An 18,726-nucleotide genomic window follows, 5' to 3' on the forward strand; every position below is an offset into this window, starting at 1 on the left:
AGGCTTAGGCTTGTGTGCCCGTTTTGTTGTTAAGGCGCTTTGCAAGCCTTACGGCTGTATGGCCCCGGCGGGGGCGCAAATTGGGCATGACCAAGATACAGTTATTGTAGGGCGTACGAATTTCATCCTGCCCATCAAAAGCAATAACAGTGCCCGCCTTGCGGATAACACTGCCACTCGCAAATGGCTGCACAAAAACAAAACGAGATGTCAGCGCTTGCACGCAGTCTGTCACAACAGCTTGCCTTACAGGTTCTGAAGATGTTGCTGATGTTAAGGCGGAGGGCAGGGTACCGGTTTGTGTCAGAAATATGCGGGTGCTCAGTAAAGCTTGCTGTGCGGCATCTTTCTGCCAGTGTTGCCCTGCCTCCAGCAGGCAGGCGCGTGTATATGAATGTGGCGTATTAAAGCGCGTATAATCAATAAGCCTTAATCCATCCCCATGCCCACCATCCTGAACCACAGCAGGAGGGTTGGTTTGTGCGCCGGATACACAATAAGCAAGATCTCGGCTGTTTTCCGTCATGCTACAGAGGAAAAGAGGTTGTGCCGGCCACAGCATGGTGTGGATATCCAAAAGAATATCTACTGTTTCCAGCACAGGCAGCACTTCACGCACACGTTCCATTTCAACCGATGTGTGCGCCGAAGTAATTAGCTCAGGCCGCCATAACCGGTTCATATCTTCTTCTACAAAGCGGGATAGTGTGGGGCGGGCAGGGTTAAAGGTTTTGTAAGCCGCCAGATTAAGAAAAATCAGGCTCAATCTTCCATGTAACGGGCGCAATGGTTGCATAAGAAGCTGTTGCAGAGCATAGGCTCCGGCATATTCGTTACCATGCATAAGGGCTGTAACGGCCACATGCGGGCCGGGGCGGCGGCTTTCAAAATGATGCACACCTTGAATACCGCAGTTTCCTGCAATCCATGGGCTGATATCTGGTGGTGGGTATTCAATACGCACAGCAGGTAAAGAGGGTGGAGATGGCGGCAGCAAGGCAGAAACAGCCCGAAACCGAAAAGCACTCTCAGGGCGTACATGCCGCTTGGATGCGCAACTCATAATCCCTTCTCCAGATACCGCGCTGGCAAGGGTATTTCGGCGTGTATGGGGGAATGAAGGAAGGAACAGCACCGCATGAGCAAAAGTATGCGGTGGGTTGTGCGGGCCTGCAATCCCTGCTTTGTCTCAACTTTCTTCTTATTTTTAGGTGACGGACAGTACGAGTGACATCTTCCCTTCATCCTCTCCATCACTTGTGGCGTCTGTTTCCTGTAGCTCAAAGGCGGCGTTTGTTGGCCAAGGCCACTGCTTTGCTTGCCCCCAAAGCAGCCATCCCTATGCCTGTTGCTGATGCAAATGTGATTATTGGAGGAGAACTCGGCCGGGGTTCCGGCTTGGGTGAAGGGGCCAGATTACTTTTGCGTGGTCTGCTTTCTCAAGGCGTAAGTGCAAAAGGGGTAGAGGCTGGTCTTCTACAATCGCAGGGGAAAGAGGGGCTGGATTCTGTTTTTGCAGATCCAAAAGCGGCTTTGGTGCTGCATGTAAATGCACCACAAACGCCAGCAGCTCTTTTGCGCCTGGGCCGCAAGCATGTACTGGGGCGGCGTATTGTAGGCTATTGGGTGTGGGAGCTACCGGTTATCTCGCCAGAGTGGCATGCTGGCGTGCCATGCGTGCATGAAATCTGGACACCTTCGCACTTTAGCGCACGCGCGCTGGAACCTCTCATGCCCGGCCGGGTCAAGGTTGTGCCTTATCCGTTGGCGTGTGTGCCTCCGCAGCCTTCTAAATTGGATCGGCAGGCTTTTGGATGGCCTGAGGATGCAGTGGTGGTGCTGGTCTCCTTTAGTCTTGCATCCAGTTTTGAGCGCAAGAACCCTTTGGCCGCTATAGCGGCGTTTCGGCAGGCGTTTGGAGAGAGAAAAGACCGTCTGTTGGTAATGAAAATATCTGGCTCGGATCATTATGCGGCAGATATGCAGCGCCTGAAGGATGCGGCAGGTGGCGCACAGAACATTCGCTTTGAAAGCCGTATGCTGCCAATGCCAGATGTGTACGCCATGACGCAGCAGGCAGATATTGTGCTTTCCCTGCACCGGAGCGAAGGGTTTGGGCTGGTGCCAGCAGAAGCCATGTTGCTGGAACGCCCTGTTATCGCCACAGACTGGTCTGCTACGTCAGAATTTCTAACATCAGACTGTGGTTGGCCAATTTCTTACAAACTTGTAACAGCCACAGATACGCGAGGCGTGTATCAGGTGCCTCAAGCTGTGTGGGCAGAGGCAGATATAGGGTGCGCAGTAGAAGCATTGCAAACCCTTGCAGATGATGCCAACAAGCGCCGCCAGCTTGGGCAGGCTGCTGGCAAGGCAGCATTGCGGGCCTTTGGGCCAACGCCTTTACTGAACGCCGTAGCTGCGTTGCAGAAGTAGATTAGGAAAAGTGGTTTGAGTGGCATACGGGTATTTGTCTGGCAGTGGGGGCGCAAGGGGGCCGGCCCGCGCATTGCTGCGGAACTTGCCAAAGCCCTAAATACGTTACCAAACACATCTGCAGTTCTTTCCCTCTCATCTGGGGCAGAAGTGCTACAGGCTGAGCCTGATCTTCATAACGATGTACCGGTGCGAACATATACAAGTCTTTCCAGCTTTTTTACGCGCTTGCTGCAAGCCCCGTATATGTTGCATGCATTAGGCCGTATGTTGCGCGCTGTGCAGCCAGATGTTGCCATATGCGCCATGCCGGGGCCGCTTGATCTGATTATGGTTGCGGCGTTGCGTAAAGCTGGCGTGCCCGTTGTGGTGCTGGTGCATGATGCGGCAGCACATCCTGGCGATGGTTTTGTTGGGCAGATGTTTTTGCAGCGTTTGCTGGTCTGGTCTGCTGATATTCCGGTTACATTAAGCCGTCATGTAGCTGCCCAGCTTGAGAAACAATGGTGTATGCGTGGGCGGCGTGCGCTGGTGGCTTTTCATCCACCATTTGCGTTTGTTGCGCCAGAGGGGCAGCCAAGTGCACCTTTTGCGCATAAAGGTCCAGTTCGACTGCTCTTTTTTGGCAGATTACTGTCTTACAAAGGGTTGGATCTGCTGGTTCAGGCTCTTACAGCCATGGGTGAGCATACCGATTATATCTGCCGTGTTGCAGGTAAAGGCCCACATAGTGCAGAGCTGGATCAACTGGCAGCTTTACCTAATGTGCAGATTGAAAACAGATGGGTGCCAGAAACAAAAGTCAGCCAGCTTCTAGCATGGGCAGATGCGCTGGTACTGCCTTACAGGGAGGCAACGCAAAGTGGTGTAGGGGCAGCAGCCCTTGCTGCCGGGCGTTGGGTGATTTCAACAGATGTAAGTGGTCTGGCAGAACAGTTTGCCGGGCAGCCTAATGTGGTGTTCTGCAAGCCAGAAGCCCAAAATATTGCGGCAACACTTACAGCATTTGTAAAAGATAAGCCTGCCGCCACACCGAATACACAAGGTAAGCGGGAGGCAGAGCAGGCATGGCAGATTATGGCCGAACAGATTTTGAACGGCGTGAGGCAGTTTGAGGCTGGCTAGGTGCGGGAAGGGCCTGCTCGGCACTGATGATCCGTAGTTTTACGTGTGCGCCAACTTCAATTTGCCGCAGGCTTTGGCGATCATCCATTGTGCAAAGCGTAAGAGCGGATCCTTTTTCTCCGCCACGGCCTGTGCGCCCGATACGATGCAAATAGGTTTCTGGCTGATCCGGCACATCGTAATTGATAACCTGCTTTACAGAAGGCACATCCAGCCCACGCGCCGCAACATCTGTAGCAACTAGAATAAAGAGTCGCCCGGATTCAAAGCTGGCAACTGTGCTGGTGCGTTTATCCTGCGCAATATCCCCATGCAAAGGGGCGGCGGCAAGTCGGGCTTTTTTAAGCAGAGCGGCAAGCTGATCTGCCTCTGCTTTTGTGCGCACAAACACAATGCTGCGCATTTTAGGCGCGCGGCTGAAAAATTCCTTAATAAAGCCCGGCTTCTGAGTGGGATCTAAAAACAACGCAGCCTGGCGGATAGGCCCGCGTTTTTGGGGAGCTTGTTCAATACTGATTTCAACCGGCTTATGCAGCAGGTTCAGGAGCGTGCTTTTCAGGCTTTCGGGTTGGGTAGCAGAAAGCACCAGTGTTTGCCGCATGGACGGCAGATAGGAGAGCAGTGTTTCTGTATCTTCCTGAAATTCGGGAGAAAACAGACGGTCTCCTTCGTCCAGAACCAGATATCCGCATTCTGAAAGATCGCAAATTCGGTTGGAAACAAAATCCAGCAGGCGTCCGGGTGTTGCAATCAGAATGCGGCGGCCTGTTGCTTGTGCAAGAAAATGCTCCTGCTCTGCGCGGTCCGATCCGCCAAATAGCGGCACGAGAGTAACCGGGGTTTGCTTCTGGCCTTTTTTGTTTTCGCCTAAACAGGTGCGAAAAACTTTTTCCACCTGCAAAACCAGCTCACGCGTGGGCACAAGCACCAGCACAAAGCGTGGCTTGCGAGATTTCAGCAGCTTCTGGCTAAGCGGCAAAGCATAGGCAGCCGTTTTGCCGGTGCCCGTGGGGGCGCGCACCAATACATCTCTGCCATCCAAAATGGCAGGAATAGTAGCCTGTTGCACTGGAGTAGGGGCAGCCATGCCCGCCTGCTGCGCATATGCGCATAATGCTGGATCTAGGCCCAGATCATGGAAACTGCCGGACATCGTGTTGCCTTTCTCCTTATCTGGAATGCGCAAACACGCCTTGCACGCTTTCCGTTCCAGCGGCAAGGAGAGAAAGACACGGGGGCGCTTTTCAGCACTCTCCCTTGCGCAACAGAGGAATAACGCATCATGGCGCGTGCAGATTACGCCGGAACCCCAGAGGGTTCAAATATATCGTCTTGCGGAACGCAGGCGGGCGTTGCTGCCTTTGTTGTGGGGGAAGATTTTGCTGGCATGCGCTCGCAAGCTCTGGGGCTTGTAGCGCGTGCGGGGTGGAATGGCACTTTTCACCCCATATGCCCCAGTAAACTGGCCCGTATTATGCTGCGTGGGCCGCGCTGGATTGGTAAGCCCTTTTTGCGAGGAAGCGATGGGGCAGAACTGGAAGAAAATCCTGCATTTGCACAGTCCTCTGTTGTAGTGAGCGTTGGCGGGAAAGGTGGAGAAGTTGGCGCTGGTTTGCGCGGCTCACACCGGCCTGTGGTGCAAATACAAAATCCTCGTAAAAATCTGTCTCGGTTTGATCTGATTGTTGCCTGCCGGCACGATGATATTGCGGGCCCAAATGTGTTGCTGGGCCGCACAGCGTTGCACGGGCTTACGCCCGAAGCCTTGGAACAGGCACGCGCGCAATGGAAGCCGCAATTTGCGGAACTGCCACGCCCACTTATTGCTGCCTTGGTTGGAGGCTCCAACGGTCGCTTCCATTTTGGAGAGGCGGAAGCCCATCGCCTTGGGCAGGTTTTGGTGGAAACACTCAAGGCGGAAGGGGGCAGTCTGGTTGTTACGCCCTCCCGGCGGACAAGCCCGGCAGCCATGCGGGTGCTGACAGATATTGTAGAAAAAGCGGGTGGCCATGTCTGGAATGGGGAAGGGGAAAACCCTTATGAAGGACTTATTGCTTGTGCAGATAATCTGATTGTCACGATAGACAGTGTATCAATGATATCCGAGGCGGTTGCAGGGTGTGCGCCAGTTACAATTTACCCACTACCGGGCCGTTCTCGCCGGATTAGCGATTTTATAGAAGAACTGGAACTAGCCGGGCGTGTGCATGTGCTGGAAGATGCAGAAACCCGCCTTCCGGCCCCGTGGTTGGCTTTGCCGTTGGATGATACGCCCTACATTATTGCGGAACTGCACAAACGGCTTGGTTTTTAACCACGCCATTTGTGCCACGCAATTTTAAATCCAGATAGATCCAAGCAGGATAAGCGTGCCCACAATAAGTGCGGCAACATGGCGCATAACGTGTTCTGGCGTATCTGGCGGCAGGTTAAGGTAAAAGACAAAGCAGTAAGCTACCAACCCACACCCAACAATCACGCAGATTGTACGGACGATGGGGTAAGTTGAAATATCACGCGGATCAAACTGCATAATCTTTTCCTTACGCCGTCATGCCAAATCTAATGTTTAGTCCCTGATAAATGCAGAAGCAGGATACCCTTGCGCAAACAGAGCTGTGCGCAGGGATGTATGGTTGATCTGGGCTGCAATTTCCTTGCGCACAACCGGTTTGGCATAAAATGCCATACCTAAACCAGCCTTGCGCAGCATGGGCAGATCATTCGCCCCATCACCAATAGCCAGCGTGGCTTCTGTGGGCAGGTTGTGCGTAGTTGTCAGCTTTTCCAGCAGGCTCAGCTTTGCATCTGGGCCTAGAATAGGTTGGCCGGTTGCGCCTGTCAGGCAATCTTCTGCATCAAAAAGGAGCGTGTTGGCATGGTTTTCATCAAACCCGCACAGTGCGGCCACCTTGGAGGTAAAATAGGTAAAACCACCAGAAACCAGCGCCGTGTAAGCACCGTGGGCATGCATGGTCTGCACCAGTTCACGCGCGCCAGAGTTGAGTTTGACGTCCTTCCACGCTTTTTCCAGCAGGGAGGCCGGAAGTCCCTTCAACAGGGCCACGCGTTCACGTAGGGATGTCGCAAAATCCAGCTCACCATTCATGGAGCGTGAGGTAATGGCGGCTATTTTTTCACCAATACCGGCATGGGTTGCCACATCATCCAATGTTTCATTGGCAACAATGGTGCTGTCCATATCGGAAACCAGCAGCTTTTTGCGGCGCGTGGCTGTATGTGTCAGCACAATATCTATGGGCAGGGTATTCAGCGCTTCCCGCACGGCAGCCAGTTTGCTGGCTGCATTTTCCGGGCAAGGAATATCAACAGCTTCCCCCGCTGAAAGCACAGTGGCTTCTGCATTGGTGGCAAGAATGTCGCGCACCAGTGCAATGGTGGCGCTATCAAGGGTGGTTGCCTCACGCTGGGCAACAAGGGTCAGAACAAGGCTCGTCATGGCAAAGGGGTGTGTGGCAGGAATGCAGGCATGAGGCAAGCAGAACACCATATGGGCAGACTTGCGGATGCTTCCGCCAACCTGCCCGCAGCACTTATTGTGGCCGGGCCAACCTGTTCCGGCAAATCCGCTCTGGCACTGGCATTGGCCCGCAGATTGAATGGCGAGATTATCAATGCCGATTCCATGCAGGTTTATAAGGACCTCCATATTTTAACGGCCCGCCCCAGCGCGGAGGACGAACAGCTTGCGCCACACCGGCTGTATGGTGCGCTGCCAGCGGAAGAAAAAGGCAGTGTGGCATGGTGGCGAGAGCAAGCTTTGGCGTGCATGCAGCAGGCATGGGTGCAAAACCGTTTGCCCATTTTATGCGGGGGCACCGGCATGTATTTGCACGCGCTTACCAATGGCTTGGCCATTATTCCGGATACTGGGGAAGAGGCGCGGCAGGAAGCCCGCCAAAGTGTGGTGCAGTATGGCGCACCTGCTTTGCATGCCCGACTGATGGAAGTGGACCCTGAAACAGCCAGCCGCCTGAGGCCCGTGGATTCCCAACGTGTTTCACGCGCGTGGGAAGTCTGGCGTGGCACAGGGCATGGGCTAACATGGTGGCACAAACAGCCCGGCTTGCCGCCTGCTACCTGTCGGTTTGTAGCTGTTCGCCTGAATCCTGAACGTGCGGAACTACGGGCACGCATTGCGGCAAGGTTTGAGAACATGCTGCGCAATGGTGCCGTGGCGGAGGTGCAGGCGTTGCTTGCCCGAAAGCTCGATACCAGCCTGCCAGCCATGCGTGCGCATGGTGTGCCAGAACTTTCTGCCATGCTGCGTGGAGAGATAACCGAGCAAGAAGCTACGCAACGCGCAGTGCAAGCTACAGGGCGCTATACAAAGCGGCAGGCAACGTGGTTTGCGCACCACAGTTTGGCAAAAAAGGGCTTGGAATGCACAGTTAATGCATCTTTTTCTGATTTTGCGCAATTTTCGGAAAGAAAATACGAAGAAATTGTATCTTTCGTTCTCTCTGGGATTGACGCTGCCTGATTCGAGGCCTAAAGATGCCGCCTGTCCCATTTCCGGGAAGAGAGGATGACATGACACTTCAAGCTGCTTCGGCACCATCAGACGCACGGAACACACCAGCTCTTTCTGGTGCGGAAGTCCTTATGCGCGCGCTGGCTGAGCAGGGTGTGGAAGTTATTTTCGGATACCCAGGCGGGGCGGTCCTGCCCATTTATGATGCTCTGTTTAAGCAAAACCAGATTCGCCACGTGCTGGTAAGGCACGAGCAGGCGGCTGTTCATGCCGCAGAGGCTTATGCGCGTTCTACCGGCAAGGTAGGGGTTGTGCTGGTCACCAGCGGTCCGGGTGCCACAAACGCCGTAACTGGCTTGCTGGACGCCATGATGGATTCCATCCCGCTGGTGTGTCTGTCTGGGCAGGTGCCAACAAGCTTGATTGGCTATGATGCGTTTCAGGAAGCAGATACCACCGGCATTACGCGGCCTGTTACCAAATACAATTATCTGGTGCGCAAGCCCGAAGATCTGGCGCCAACAGTGCACGAGGCCTTTGCTATTGCGCGTTCTGGTCGTCCCGGCCCGGTGCTGATTGATCTGCCTAAGAATATCACCGTGGGTGATGCGCCCTATATGGACGCTCAGGAAATTGCACCGCGTACGGAAAGAACGCAGACCAAGCCAGATAAGGATGCTGTGGCCCGTGCCGTAAAGGCCATGAAAAATGCCAAGCGCCCACTGTTTTACACAGGTGGCGGCATTATCAATTCTGGTCCGCAGGCCAGTGAGGCCCTGCGCAAGCTGGTGAAGATGACGGGCTTTCCCATCACTTCTACGCTGATGGGCCTTGGGGCTTATCCGGGCACCGATTCCCAGTTTCTGGGCATGTTGGGGATGCACGGCACCTACGAAGCCAATCTGGCCACGCATGATTGCGATGTGCTGATTGCACTGGGTAGCCGGTTTGATGACCGTGTGACCGGGCGTGTGGATGCGTTTTCTCCAACATCCTTCAAAATCCATGCGGATATTGATCCGGCACAGATCAACAAGATCATCCACGTAGATGAAGCCATTATTGGTGATGTGGGTGAAACCATCGCCATGATGATTGAGGAATGGGAAAAAGAACCCGCCTACACGCATCAGAACGAATTGGCTGAATGGTGGAGCCGGATTGATGCGTGGCGTGCGCTGGATTGCCTGCGCTTTACGCAGGATCAGGCACCAGATGCAGTTATCAAGCCCCAGCAGGCTATTCTCCGTATTTATGAACTGGCGCGTGAAACTGGGCGGGATACCTATGTTTCAACCGAAGTTGGGCAGCATCAGATGTGGGCTGCGCAGTTCTTCCAGTTTGATCATCCCAATCGCTGGCTCACATCTGGTGGTCTGGGCACCATGGGCTATGGCTTGCCAGCAGCCGTTGGCGCGCAGATTGCGCATCCCGATGCATTGGTGATGGATATTGCCGGTGAAGCTTCCACCCTGATGAACATTCAGGAACTGGGCACCATTGCGCAGTATCGCCTGCCGGTAAAAATCTTCATTATCAACAACCACTACATGGGCATGGTGCGCCAGTGGCAGGAACTGCTGCATGGTTCTCGGTATTCTGAAAGCTACAGCGATGCGCTGCCAGATTTTGTAAAGCTGGCAGAAAGCTTCCACGGCACGGGCATGCGGGTGACGCAGTTGAGCCAGTTGGATGATACCATCCGGCAGGCACTGGCGCATGATGGACCGGTGATTGTGGATATCTGCGTGGCGGAAGGTGAAAACTGCTTCCCCATGATTCCCTCTGGTGCTGCCCATAATGAAATGATTTTGGGGCCAGAGCAGGGAGAAAGCGGAGCCAAGATTACCAAAGAAGGGCAGATGCTGGTCTGAGACCGGTTGGGTTTTTCCCCCAAGAGGTTTCTTTCTTCTTCCAGTCTGATTTCAGGATACACTGACAATGCAGCAGGAAATTTCCGGTTCTGCCGTTATCTCTCTTTTGGTGGATAATGAAAGCGGTGCGCTGGCCCGTATTGTGGAGCTGTTTTCTGGCCGTGGATACAACATCCAGAGCCTGACAGTAGCCCCGGTTGATGAAAACCAGACCACATCCCGCGTGAATGTGGTGACAACCGGCACACCTTCCGCCATTCGCCAGATACGTGCCCAGATTGCGCGTGTGGTGCCCGTATCCCGTGTTGTGGACCTTACGGCAGAAGGCCCGTATGTGGCGCGGGAAATGGCGTTGGTAAAAGTGGTTTCCTCTGGCGAACCACGCACGGAGGCCCTGCGGATTGCACAGGCATTTCGTGCACGGGCGGTGGACACCACGGCAAGTTCTTTTGTGTTTGAACTGACTGGCTCTACAGAAAAGCTGGACAGTTTTATCGAGCTGATGCGTCCGCTTGGGCTGGCTGAGGTTTCGCGCACAGGCGTGGCCTCCATTTGCCGCGGACCGCAGACAATTCAGAGCATCTGAAGTATGAGAAAAGCCGGAAAAGCTATTCCGGCTTGCTAAAAGGAGCAAAAACCATGGCAATGCGCGTGTATTACGACCGTGACGCCGATGTGAATCTGATTAAATCCAAAAAGGTTGCCATTATTGGTTATGGTAGCCAGGGCCATGCCCACGCTAACAACCTGAAGGACAGCGGCGTGAAAGAGGTTGTAATCGGCCTGCGTGAAAGCTCCTCAGCAGTTGAAAAAGCCAAGGCTGCTGGCTTCACCGTCATGACCCCAGACCAGGCTGCCGCATGGGCAGACGTGGTTATGGTGCTGACGCCGGATGAAGGCCAGGGCGCTCTTTACAAAGAATCTCTGGAAAAGAACCTGAAGCAGGGTGCCGCTCTGGCATTTGCTCATGGTCTGTCCATCCACTTCCGCCTGATTGAAGCACGCCCTGATCTGGACGTGTTCCTGATTGCACCAAAAGGCCCTGGCCACACCGTGCGTTCAGAATATCAGCGTGGCGGCGGCGTGCCCTGCCTGGTTGCTATTGCACAGGATAAGTCTGGCAAGGCTCTGGACATTGCTCTGTCCTATGCTTCCGCCATTGGTGGTGGCCGCGCTGGCACGATCGAAACTTCCTTCAAGGAAGAAGTTGAAACCGATCTCTTTGGTGAACAGGCAGTTCTGTGCGGCGGTCTGGTTGAACTGATCCGCGCTGGCTTTGAAACGCTGGTTGAAGGTGGTTATGCACCGGAAATGGCATACTTCGAATGCCTGCACGAAATGAAGCTGATCGTGGATCTGATCTACGAAGGCGGCATTGCCAACATGAACTACTCCATCTCCAACACAGCTGAGTATGGTGAATACGTGTCTGGCCCGCGCGTGATTACGCCGGAAACCAAAAAAGCCATGAAGGGTATCCTGACGGACATCCAGAACGGTACGTTTGTGCGTAACTTCGTGCTGGAAAACCAGTCCGGCAACGTGTTCTTCAAAGCCACACGTGCACGTAACGATGCGCACCAGATTGAAGCCGTTGGTGAAAAACTGCGTGGCATGATGCCGTGGATTGCAAAATCCCGTCTGGTTGACAAAACCAAGAACTAATTCAGTTCTGGCGTTAGCCGTAGCAAAAAGCCCTGCCACCAAATGTGTGGCAGGGCTTTTTCTATTTAGGGGTTATCGTAAGGTTAAAACCATGAGCGAATACCAAAGGTAAAACGTAAATCCTCTGGTCCATTTTCTGCCATGCGTGTGTTATTTCTGGCTACGCTGGCGGTGCTGCCGTAATGCCCGGCATAGGTTACGGCAATATAAGGGGCAATCTGGCGTTTGAACTCATAACGCAGGCGTAAACCTGCATCTATGTCTGAAAAACCCCGGCTGACACCACGTTCCGGGTCTGCATGAGAATAGAAGTTCAGCTCGGCTTGCGGCTGTAAAATCAGGCGGTTGGTTATCAGGAAGTCGTAAGAGCCTTCCAGTTTGCCTGCTACACCTGTGTTGTTGAAATACGCCGTGGCGGAAACATCAAAAAAGTAAAGCGCCAATCCTTGCACGCCTACGGCACCCCATGCGCGCGTAGGGCCGCTATCCACATCTAACCGGATGCCAGCCTGCACATCAAAATAGGTGGAAATGGCTCGGTCATAAAAGAACTCATGATCACCATCTGAAAAACGACGGTGGCCATCTAGCACGCCTTCAGACTTCACCCAGAACTTGTTGTAATCCGTGCCAAACCACGCTTGGCCAGAATACCTAAACAGGCTGTTACCCGGCGTGTATCGGCCTTCAAACTGTTCCAAAAGAGCATGGAAATATGTGTTGTGGTCCATAACCGGATGGATGTGCTGCACGTAATGTACTTTAGGCACAGGTGGCGGCGTTGCAGGCCACTGGGCACTGGGCGTTACGGGTGGGTAGGCAGAAGTGGCCGCCGTAGTGCTTTTGTTGGGTACGATGGTGTGCCCGGAATGTTGGGCCGGATTTAAGCTTTGCTGGGGCTTAGGTTTTGGGGCTGGCATGTCCATGTCGCCCATATCCATATCATCCATGCCTTCCATACCTGCATGGTTCATAGAAGCCGCTTTGGCCTGCGGCGTAACCACAGATGCCATAAGCAGAGCGGACATGCCCAAAAGTAAAAAACGAGAAATATATTGGTGGTTCAAACATGTTTTCATGACACCACCACCGTGCGGAACATGCCCAAATCCATGTGGTAAAGCAGGTGGCAGTGAAAAGCCCATAAACCCGGTGTATCGGCAGAAACCAGATAGCTCAGCTTTCCGCCTGGTTGCACAATAATGGTGTGTTTTATCGGGTTGTACAGGCCGTTCCCGTTTTCCAGCTCACTCCACAAACCATGCAGATGGATGGGGTGCTCCATCATGGTGTCATTTATCAGGGTAAAGCGCACTCGTTCACCCAAACGCAACGGGATAGGTTCGGCTTCCGAGAACTTTTTGCCATCAAACCCCCAGATATAACGTTCCATGTTGCCGGTAAGGTGCAACATGATCTCGCGCGATGGCGGGCGTTGATCTGTGGCGGGGTGGGTGGCGCGCAGGTCTGCGTATGTCAGAACCCGTCGGCCGTTGTTTTGTAAGCCGTCACCGGGGTCTGCTAGACGATTGATCGGCATGGCGGCACGGTTCTGGTTTTCTACATTCAAAGGCGGGGCATGTGCTTTGGGGCCCGAGTGCATGGGCATATCGTGCATCTTCATGCCACCCATATCGTGTCCTCCGTGCATGGCCATACCCATATCCACCATGGTGCGTACGGGCCGTTCATCCATGGGGGGAACAGGTGCGCTCATGCCGGAATGAGGGGCAAGCGTGCCGCGGGCGTAGCCGGTTCTGTCCTCACTTTGGGCAAAAATGGTGTAGGCCTGATCGTTTTGCGGCTGCACAATGCAATCATACGTTTCAGCCACACCAATGCGGAATTCATCTACCCGCACGGGTTCAACATTATTTCCATCCGCCTGAATGATATCCATCTGGAGGCCGGGAATGCGGATATCGTAAAAGGTCATGGCGGAAGCGTTGATAAACCGCAGCCTGATGCGTTCACCGGGTTTAAAAATACCGGTCCAGTTCGCAGCCGGGGCGCAGCCGTTCATCAGATATGTGTAGATAATGCCGCTTACGTCTGAAATATCCGTGGCGGACATGTTCATGCCAGCCCACTGCATGCGGTCTTTTAGTGTCGGCCACACGCCGGATTTCTTGGCATCATGAAAGAACGAAACAGCCGTGCGTTGCCGGAAATTATAGTAGTCATCCTGAAACTTCAGTTTGTTGATGATGGTGTGCGGTGCCACATCAGACCAATCTGAAAGCAGGATGACGTAATCCCGGTCATAACTATTGGGGTCTGGCTCCTTGGGGTCAATCACAATGGCCCCATACAGCCCCATAGCTTCCTGCATGTTGGAGTGGCTGTGATACCAGTATGTGCCGCTCTGTTTTACAGGAAAGCGATAGGTAAAGCGTGCGCCGGGTTCAATTCCGGCAAAGCTTAGCCCCGGCACGCCATCCATATGTGCCGGGCAGCGGATGCCATGCCAGTGGATGGAGGTTGTTTCGTCCAATGTATTATGGATGTTCAGGCGTAAATCATCGCCTTCACGCCACCGCAGGATGGGGCCGGGTACACCGCCATTCATGGTGGGCACGCGCTGTGGTTTGTCCAGAATATTTACATTCGCCCAGCCGATTGTCAGATCAAAGGTGTTGCTGGCGTTTTGGGGCACAATTCCGGATGTGTGGGCAGAAGCAAAAACCTGTTTGGGTGGCTTAAGGGCATACAGGGCTGCCAATGCGCTGCCGCCAGTTATAAACTGCCGACGAGACACATTTCTCCCTTTCAAAACAGGGGGAATATGCATGGGTATTGTCCATTCTGCATCATGCTGCACGCATATAAGAACGCGCAGACCGACTGATTAAAGCGTACGAAAAATCAGGCGTTATGCAGTTTGGGTGGTCTTAGTAGGGGATCTGCTGTGTAATCTGGCAGAAAGAGAACATTCCTGCGCAACCGGTGCGCTGGCATTTGCCACGCGGCTTCATGCGCAGGCGTGTAAGGCAGAAGCGCAGAAAGCCCGGATGCAAAGCAGTCAGGTTGGCAACAATGCTGTTGATGATGGTGTGTATGGTTTTGCAGTGCACAATGGGCAGCATGTGCGGGTGCGGCATGATGTTCCATCGGCATGTTCATGGAGCCATGAGAATGGCACTCGGCAGATTGTACGCCTGTGTGCCAGTTCGTCATGGCGTGGGCAGATGCAAATACCTTACCCGGTAAAAGCGCATGCAGGCCCACCAGCACTGCTACAAAAAGCAGGCCGCTCAGAATTTTTCTGAAAGGCAGGATGCGATCCATCATCTCGCCACCATATCTGCAATGTGTATATGAGAGCAAGAAAATGTCCTGCAAAGCAGGAAGGCGTATCATAGTGGCGTTTTGGTGCGGTGCGTAGGCGTAGCAGTTACAGGCGGAGTAGGGTGAATGAGCCAGACAATCAGTTTCCCGGTAGAAGGGATGTCCTGCGCCGCATGCGCTACCCGGCTGGAAAAAGTGCTGAACAGGCTGGAGGGGGTGCAGGCCTCCGTTAATTTTGCAACGGCCAAGGCACAGGTTGATCTGGGGGCAGGTGCAAGCAACGTAACGGATATATTGGACGCCGTTACCAAAGCCGGGTTTGGGGCACAGACATCTAGCGTGGATCTGGCTCTGACAGGGCTTTCTTGCGCAGGCTGTGCCGGACGGGTGGAAAAGGTGCTGAACGCCCTGCCATCCGTGCATGCAAACGTTAATCTGGCGACCGAGCGTGCACACGTTACCTTTGTGCCCGGCATCGTCACCGCGCAGGCGTTGATAGCAGCGGTAGAAAAAGCCGGATATGGCGCGACTGTCTTCCAACAGAAAACAGCGGAAGAAGCCAAACATCAGCGGCAGAAGGAATGGCGCACGGCACTTACGGGCTTTGTGCTGGCTGCGGTTTTAAGCCTGCCATTTCTGCTGGAAATGGTGGGCATGATGGCAGGCGCACACCATGCGGTTATGTTGCCGCTATGGGTGCAGCTTGTTTTGGCTACTGTGGTGCAGTTTTGGTGTGGCCGCTCCTTTTATGCGGGGGCATGGCACGCATTACGTAGCGGTGCAGCCACCATGGATGTGCTGGTGGTTTTGGGCACCAGTATTGCCTATGGCTTCAGCGCGGTTGTGGTGCTGTTCGGGCTAGATCAGCCTGTTTATTTTGAGGCCAGCGCACTGGTCATTACGCTGGTATTGCTGGGCCGTTTGTTGGAGGCCCGTGCCAAAGCGCGCGCAGGGGCCGGTATGGAGAGCCTGCTGCGGCTTCAGCCCAGGACAGCGCATGTTGAACGCGCAGGGCAGATAACGGATGAACACGTAGAACAACTACAAGTGGGCAACGTGTTTCTGGTACGCCCCGGTGAGAGTATTCCGGTAGATGGCGTTGTGCTTTCTGGCGCATCGGATGTGAACGAGGCCATGCTGACGGGTGAGAGTGTGCCTGTTGCCAAGCAGGCCGGTGCTAACGTGTTTGCAGGCACCTTAAACCAGACAGGTGCCCTGCGTGCCAAAGTAACCGGCATTGGTAGCCAGACAGTTCTGGCAGGCATTGTGCATATGGTAGAGCAGGCACAGGGCAGCAAAGCCAGTGTGCAGCGGCTGGCAGATAAAGTGGCATCTGTTTTTGTGCCGGTTGTGCTGGCGCTGGCTGTGCTGACATTTGCTACAGGCTGGTTGCTAACAGGTGTGTGGGATCAAAGCCTTGTTAACGCTATTTCCGTGCTGGTCATTGCCTGCCCGTGCTCTCTGGGGTTGGCGACACCCACTGCCATTATGGTGGGCACGGGGTTGGGCGCACGTGCGGGTATCTTGTTCCGTAATGCAGATGCACTGGAACAGACACGTAAGCTCACAACGCTTGTGGTGGATAAAACAGGCACCTTAACCCAAGGGCAGCCTGCCGTTGTGGATGTTCAGGCGGCAGAGCATGTTTCTGCGCAAGATGCACTGGCCTTGGCATATGCGCTGGAAAGCCAATCTGAACATCCGTTAGCGCGTGCTGTTGTGAATTATGCACGTGTGCAGGATGTTACAGCGGCGGAGATATCTGGCTTTCAGGCTGTGCCGGGGCAGGGTGTTAGGGCGGAATATCAGGGGCACCCTATTGCGTTGGGTTCTCCTGCATATCTGGCCACTCTTGGCTGCACGATAGATCATGACCTCACCCAAAGCTGGCAGCAGCAGGGGCGTACAGTTGTGGGCGTAGCGCAGGGGCAAACGGTTCTGGCGTGGTTTGCGCTGGCCGATCAGATCCGCCCAGAAGCGCAAGAAGCAGTGGCCACCCTGCAGCAGCAGGGCTTGGATGTGGTAATGCTTACGGGGGATAACGCCCGTGTTGCGCAGGCCGTGGCCCAGAAGGTGGGCATAAAAACAGTTATTGCCGGCGTGCTGCCAGATGGCAAAGCGGCTGAAATTCGTAAACTGAAAGAGCAGGGCAAGTGCGTGGGTATGGTGGGCGATGGCATTAATGATGCCCCGGCTCTTGCCTCTGCCGATGTTGGTTTTGCCATAGGTGCAGGGGCAGATATTGCCCTGGAAACGGCTGACGTTGTGCTGATGCGCAGCAACCTGATGGCTTTGGTGGATGCACTTTCTCTCTCACGCGCCACGGTTTCCAAAATATGGCAGAACCTGTTTTTTGCTTTTATTTACAATATTCTTGGTTTGCCTTTGGCTGCCCTTGGTAAACTGGACCCGGTTCTGGCAGGGGCCGCCATGGCAATGAGTTCGGTTTCTGTAGTCAGCAATTCCCTGTTGCTGAACCGGTGGAAGCCCAAATCCTAAGAATATCAGGTGGGGAGGGAAGGATTGGTTTCCCCCAATAGGATGCTGTCTTCTTCTGGTAGCCATTCCCCTGTGTTTTCATCACGCCCTTGCAGGTAAAACTGACGGGGCGCGGTGTCTGAGGCAGATTGTGCGGCTTTTTGCAAAAACTTCTGCATGGGGGCAGATTGTTTGCGGTTTATCAGACAGTTCAGCTTGCTATCAGGAAAAGCTTCCAGCATATGCGCCGAGCAATCTTCTCCCGCAAAAATCATGAGCGGGGGCATCTGCCGTTTTGCGACAAAGTATTTGTGAATAATGGCTGTTTTGCCAGCATCGGCCGGGAAGGGGTAACGTGCGACTTCGGTAGAAAGTAGGATTTTTTTACGCTCGGCCAAACGTGCGCCAAAAACGTGCTCACGCGGGAGGTTGTATCCATATTCTGCCGATGTGGCGAAAAGTGCCGTAATATCCTCCATGCCGGAGGTGCAGATAACCGGGTCTATCCCGTGTTCTTGCAATATCTGGAACAGGTTGGCCATTTCTGGCGTAAGGCGCAGGGCCTGCACAACTTTGGCAGATACCGCGCCTGCCTTGCCGGGGCGTTCCGCCGGGCATTCCCAAGTTTGTGTGGTTATGGAAGCCCCAAGGCACCATTCGTTAGCGGCACGGCTCAGGGCGATAACATCTGCTGCTGTCTGTCCTGCTACCAGCCGTATCATCCAGCGTTGTGCCGCTTCTGGCCCATGCAGTGCGGCAACAGCTTGTTGGCAAAAGGCCATTCTAGCCCGAAAAGCTTGCAGAGTGATATCTTTTGCCAACACATCCCGCGGGAGCGGATGCGGCATGTGCCCATAACGGGCTGCCAGAGCACGGTAATCCTCTATCAGATCATCTACCAGCACCGGGAAGGAAACAGGTTGCCCGGCCATATTAACAAATGGGGCGGGCAAGGGATGCGCAAATGCATGCACGTGGATAAGGTGCCTGAATTCATCCGCACGCATCAGAAAACTGAAGTGTTCCAACATGTAAAGGAACAGCGTTTCCTGCACATCGCCTACAATAGCTGTGTTGTTCCAGTCCACCACCACGTAAGGCCGGTGCTGCGGATTATAGGTGGAGGAATATTGCCCATTGGCGTTGATAACGTTCTGAATGGCCTTATGCACATGCGGTGCCCATTTAAGGGTTTCCAGCATAGGCGGTTCGCGTTCCATCAGTTCGGGAATAGATGTTGCACGTGCAACAACGGGTGGCCCAGCCAGAGCAGAAATGCCCATACCAGCACAGCAAAGACCAAAACGACGGCGAGAAAGACTGTTACGCATAAAAACCTCTGGCTGGTTTGCGTAGGGTATGAAT

16 protein-coding genes are annotated in these 18,726 nt (G+C 54.0%); 9 read left to right on the forward strand and 7 right to left on the reverse strand.

Annotated elements, in window-relative coordinates; translation table 11 throughout:
• Window positions 1-4 precede the first annotated feature (4 nt).
• Window positions 5-1,063 carry a M14 family metallopeptidase gene (locus FCN51_RS22650; protein WP_236661245.1) on the reverse strand — a complete coding sequence of 353 codons (1,059 nt, stop codon included), beginning with the start codon at window positions 1,061-1,063 and terminating at the stop codon, window positions 5-7.
• A 164-nt stretch (window positions 1,064-1,227) separates the two neighbouring features.
• On the opposite strand from FCN51_RS22650, the gene FCN51_RS22655 reads away from it, so the two are divergent.
• Both FCN51_RS22655 and FCN51_RS22660 read left to right on the forward strand, forming a co-directional pair.
• Entirely contained in the window at window positions 1,228-2,436 is a 1,209-nt protein-coding gene (locus tag FCN51_RS22655; RefSeq protein WP_160256931.1) for a glycosyltransferase family 4 protein, read from the forward strand.
• A gap of 15 nt (window positions 2,437-2,451) precedes the next feature.
• Entirely contained in the window at window positions 2,452-3,561 is a 1,110-nt protein-coding gene (locus FCN51_RS22660) for a glycosyltransferase family 4 protein (RefSeq protein ID WP_160256932.1), read from the forward strand.
• On the opposite strand, the gene FCN51_RS22665 is transcribed toward FCN51_RS22660, so the two are convergent.
• The gene (locus FCN51_RS22665; RefSeq protein ID WP_160256933.1) at window positions 3,512-4,714 is read right to left on the reverse strand and encodes a DEAD/DEAH box helicase; all 1,203 of its coding nucleotides are present in this window, start codon (window positions 4,712-4,714) and stop codon (window positions 3,512-3,514) included. The two genes, FCN51_RS22660 and FCN51_RS22665, sit on opposite strands and share 50 nt — an antisense overlap.
• A 129-nt stretch (window positions 4,715-4,843) precedes the next feature.
• Between FCN51_RS22665 and FCN51_RS22670 the strand changes: the two genes are divergently transcribed.
• Window positions 4,844-5,875 carry a mitochondrial fission ELM1 family protein gene (locus tag FCN51_RS22670; RefSeq protein ID WP_160256934.1) on the forward strand — a complete coding sequence of 344 codons (1,032 nt, stop codon included), beginning with the start codon at window positions 4,844-4,846 and terminating at the stop codon, window positions 5,873-5,875.
• Between the two features lie 24 nt (window positions 5,876-5,899).
• Here FCN51_RS22670 and FCN51_RS22675 read toward each other — a convergent pair whose 3' ends face one another.
• Complete coding sequence (locus tag FCN51_RS22675; RefSeq protein WP_003623125.1) at window positions 5,900-6,094, reverse strand: hypothetical protein; 195 nt, start codon at window positions 6,092-6,094, stop codon at window positions 5,900-5,902.
• A 36-nt stretch (window positions 6,095-6,130) separates the two neighbouring features.
• Complete coding sequence (gene serB / locus FCN51_RS22680; RefSeq protein WP_160257183.1) at window positions 6,131-7,021, reverse strand: phosphoserine phosphatase SerB; 891 nt, start codon at window positions 7,019-7,021, stop codon at window positions 6,131-6,133.
• Between the two features lie 30 nt (window positions 7,022-7,051).
• On the opposite strand from serB, the gene miaA reads away from it, so the two are divergent.
• The 4 genes from miaA to ilvC all read left to right on the forward strand — a co-directional run bounded on the left by miaA (window position 7,052) and on the right by ilvC (window position 11,595).
• Entirely contained in the window at window positions 7,052-8,065 is a 1,014-nt protein-coding gene (gene miaA, locus FCN51_RS22685; protein WP_160256935.1) for a tRNA (adenosine(37)-N6)-dimethylallyltransferase MiaA, read from the forward strand.
• A 14-nt stretch (window positions 8,066-8,079) separates the two neighbouring features.
• A complete protein-coding gene (ilvB, locus tag FCN51_RS22690; protein ID WP_201762572.1) occupies window positions 8,080-9,930 on the forward strand; it encodes a biosynthetic-type acetolactate synthase large subunit in 1,851 nt (616 codons plus the stop codon).
• Window positions 9,931-9,997: 67 nt separating this feature from the next.
• The gene (gene ilvN, locus FCN51_RS22695) at window positions 9,998-10,516 is read left to right on the forward strand and encodes an acetolactate synthase small subunit (protein WP_003628530.1); all 519 of its coding nucleotides are present in this window, start codon (window positions 9,998-10,000) and stop codon (window positions 10,514-10,516) included.
• 59 nt (window positions 10,517-10,575) lie between these two features.
• Window positions 10,576-11,595 (forward strand): ketol-acid reductoisomerase, encoded by a 1,020-nt coding sequence (gene ilvC, locus FCN51_RS22700; protein ID WP_035362122.1) that lies wholly within the window; start codon window positions 10,576-10,578, stop codon window positions 11,593-11,595.
• Between the two features lie 83 nt (window positions 11,596-11,678).
• Here the strand turns inward: ilvC and FCN51_RS22705 are convergent, their stop codons facing one another.
• Together FCN51_RS22705 and FCN51_RS22710 are read right to left on the reverse strand one after the other, a co-directional pair.
• Window positions 11,679-12,674 carry a copper resistance protein B gene (locus FCN51_RS22705; protein ID WP_160256937.1) on the reverse strand — a complete coding sequence of 332 codons (996 nt, stop codon included), beginning with the start codon at window positions 12,672-12,674 and terminating at the stop codon, window positions 11,679-11,681.
• Entirely contained in the window at window positions 12,671-14,416 is a 1,746-nt protein-coding gene (locus tag FCN51_RS22710; protein WP_160256938.1) for a copper resistance system multicopper oxidase, read from the reverse strand. The genes FCN51_RS22705 and FCN51_RS22710 overlap by 4 nt, the downstream gene beginning before the upstream one ends.
• A 64-nt stretch (window positions 14,417-14,480) precedes the next feature.
• Between FCN51_RS22710 and FCN51_RS22715 the strand changes: the two genes are divergently transcribed.
• Together FCN51_RS22715 and FCN51_RS22720 are read left to right on the forward strand one after the other, a co-directional pair.
• Window positions 14,481-14,864, forward strand: a complete 384-nt coding sequence (locus FCN51_RS22715; RefSeq protein ID WP_003628524.1) for a hypothetical protein — start codon at window positions 14,481-14,483, stop codon at window positions 14,862-14,864.
• 145 nt (window positions 14,865-15,009) lie between these two features.
• Entirely contained in the window at window positions 15,010-17,382 is a 2,373-nt protein-coding gene (locus FCN51_RS22720) for a heavy metal translocating P-type ATPase (RefSeq protein WP_160256939.1), read from the forward strand.
• A gap of 5 nt (window positions 17,383-17,387) precedes the next feature.
• Here FCN51_RS22720 and FCN51_RS22725 read toward each other — a convergent pair whose 3' ends face one another.
• Window positions 17,388-18,692, reverse strand: a complete 1,305-nt coding sequence (locus FCN51_RS22725) for a lipoprotein pyruvate-formate lyase (protein ID WP_160256940.1) — start codon at window positions 18,690-18,692, stop codon at window positions 17,388-17,390.
• Between the last annotated feature and the right edge of the window lie 34 nt (window positions 18,693-18,726).

Origin of the sequence: Acetobacter pasteurianus (assembly GCF_009914215.2) — a bacterium.
Lineage (GTDB): Bacteria > Pseudomonadota > Alphaproteobacteria > Acetobacterales > Acetobacteraceae > Acetobacter > Acetobacter pasteurianus.

What these genes read in the sequence shown, in the direction of transcription:
- FCN51_RS22650 (WP_236661245.1), bottom strand. Translation starts at nt 1,063, where the DNA reads ATGAGTTGCGCATCCAAGCGGCATGTACGCCCTGAGAGTGCTTTTCGG.
- FCN51_RS22665 (WP_160256933.1), bottom strand. Translation starts at nt 4,714, where the DNA reads ATGTCCGGCAGTTTCCATGATCTGGGCCTAGATCCAGCATTATGCGCA.
- FCN51_RS22670 (WP_160256934.1), top strand. Translation starts at nt 4,844, where the DNA reads ATGGCGCGTGCAGATTACGCCGGAACCCCAGAGGGTTCAAATATATCG.
- FCN51_RS22675 (WP_003623125.1), bottom strand. Translation starts at nt 6,094, where the DNA reads ATGCAGTTTGATCCGCGTGATATTTCAACTTACCCCATCGTCCGTACA.
- serB (WP_160257183.1), bottom strand. Translation starts at nt 7,021, where the DNA reads ATGACGAGCCTTGTTCTGACCCTTGTTGCCCAGCGTGAGGCAACCACC.
- miaA (WP_160256935.1), top strand. Translation starts at nt 7,052, where the DNA reads ATGAGGCAAGCAGAACACCATATGGGCAGACTTGCGGATGCTTCCGCC.
- ilvB (WP_201762572.1), top strand. Translation starts at nt 8,080, where the DNA reads ATGCCGCCTGTCCCATTTCCGGGAAGAGAGGATGACATGACACTTCAA.
- ilvN (WP_003628530.1), top strand. Translation starts at nt 9,998, where the DNA reads ATGCAGCAGGAAATTTCCGGTTCTGCCGTTATCTCTCTTTTGGTGGAT.
- ilvC (WP_035362122.1), top strand. Translation starts at nt 10,576, where the DNA reads ATGCGCGTGTATTACGACCGTGACGCCGATGTGAATCTGATTAAATCC.
- FCN51_RS22705 (WP_160256937.1), bottom strand. Translation starts at nt 12,674, where the DNA reads ATGAAAACATGTTTGAACCACCAATATATTTCTCGTTTTTTACTTTTG.
- FCN51_RS22720 (WP_160256939.1), top strand. Translation starts at nt 15,010, where the DNA reads ATGAGCCAGACAATCAGTTTCCCGGTAGAAGGGATGTCCTGCGCCGCA.
- FCN51_RS22725 (WP_160256940.1), bottom strand. Translation starts at nt 18,692, where the DNA reads ATGCGTAACAGTCTTTCTCGCCGTCGTTTTGGTCTTTGCTGTGCTGGT.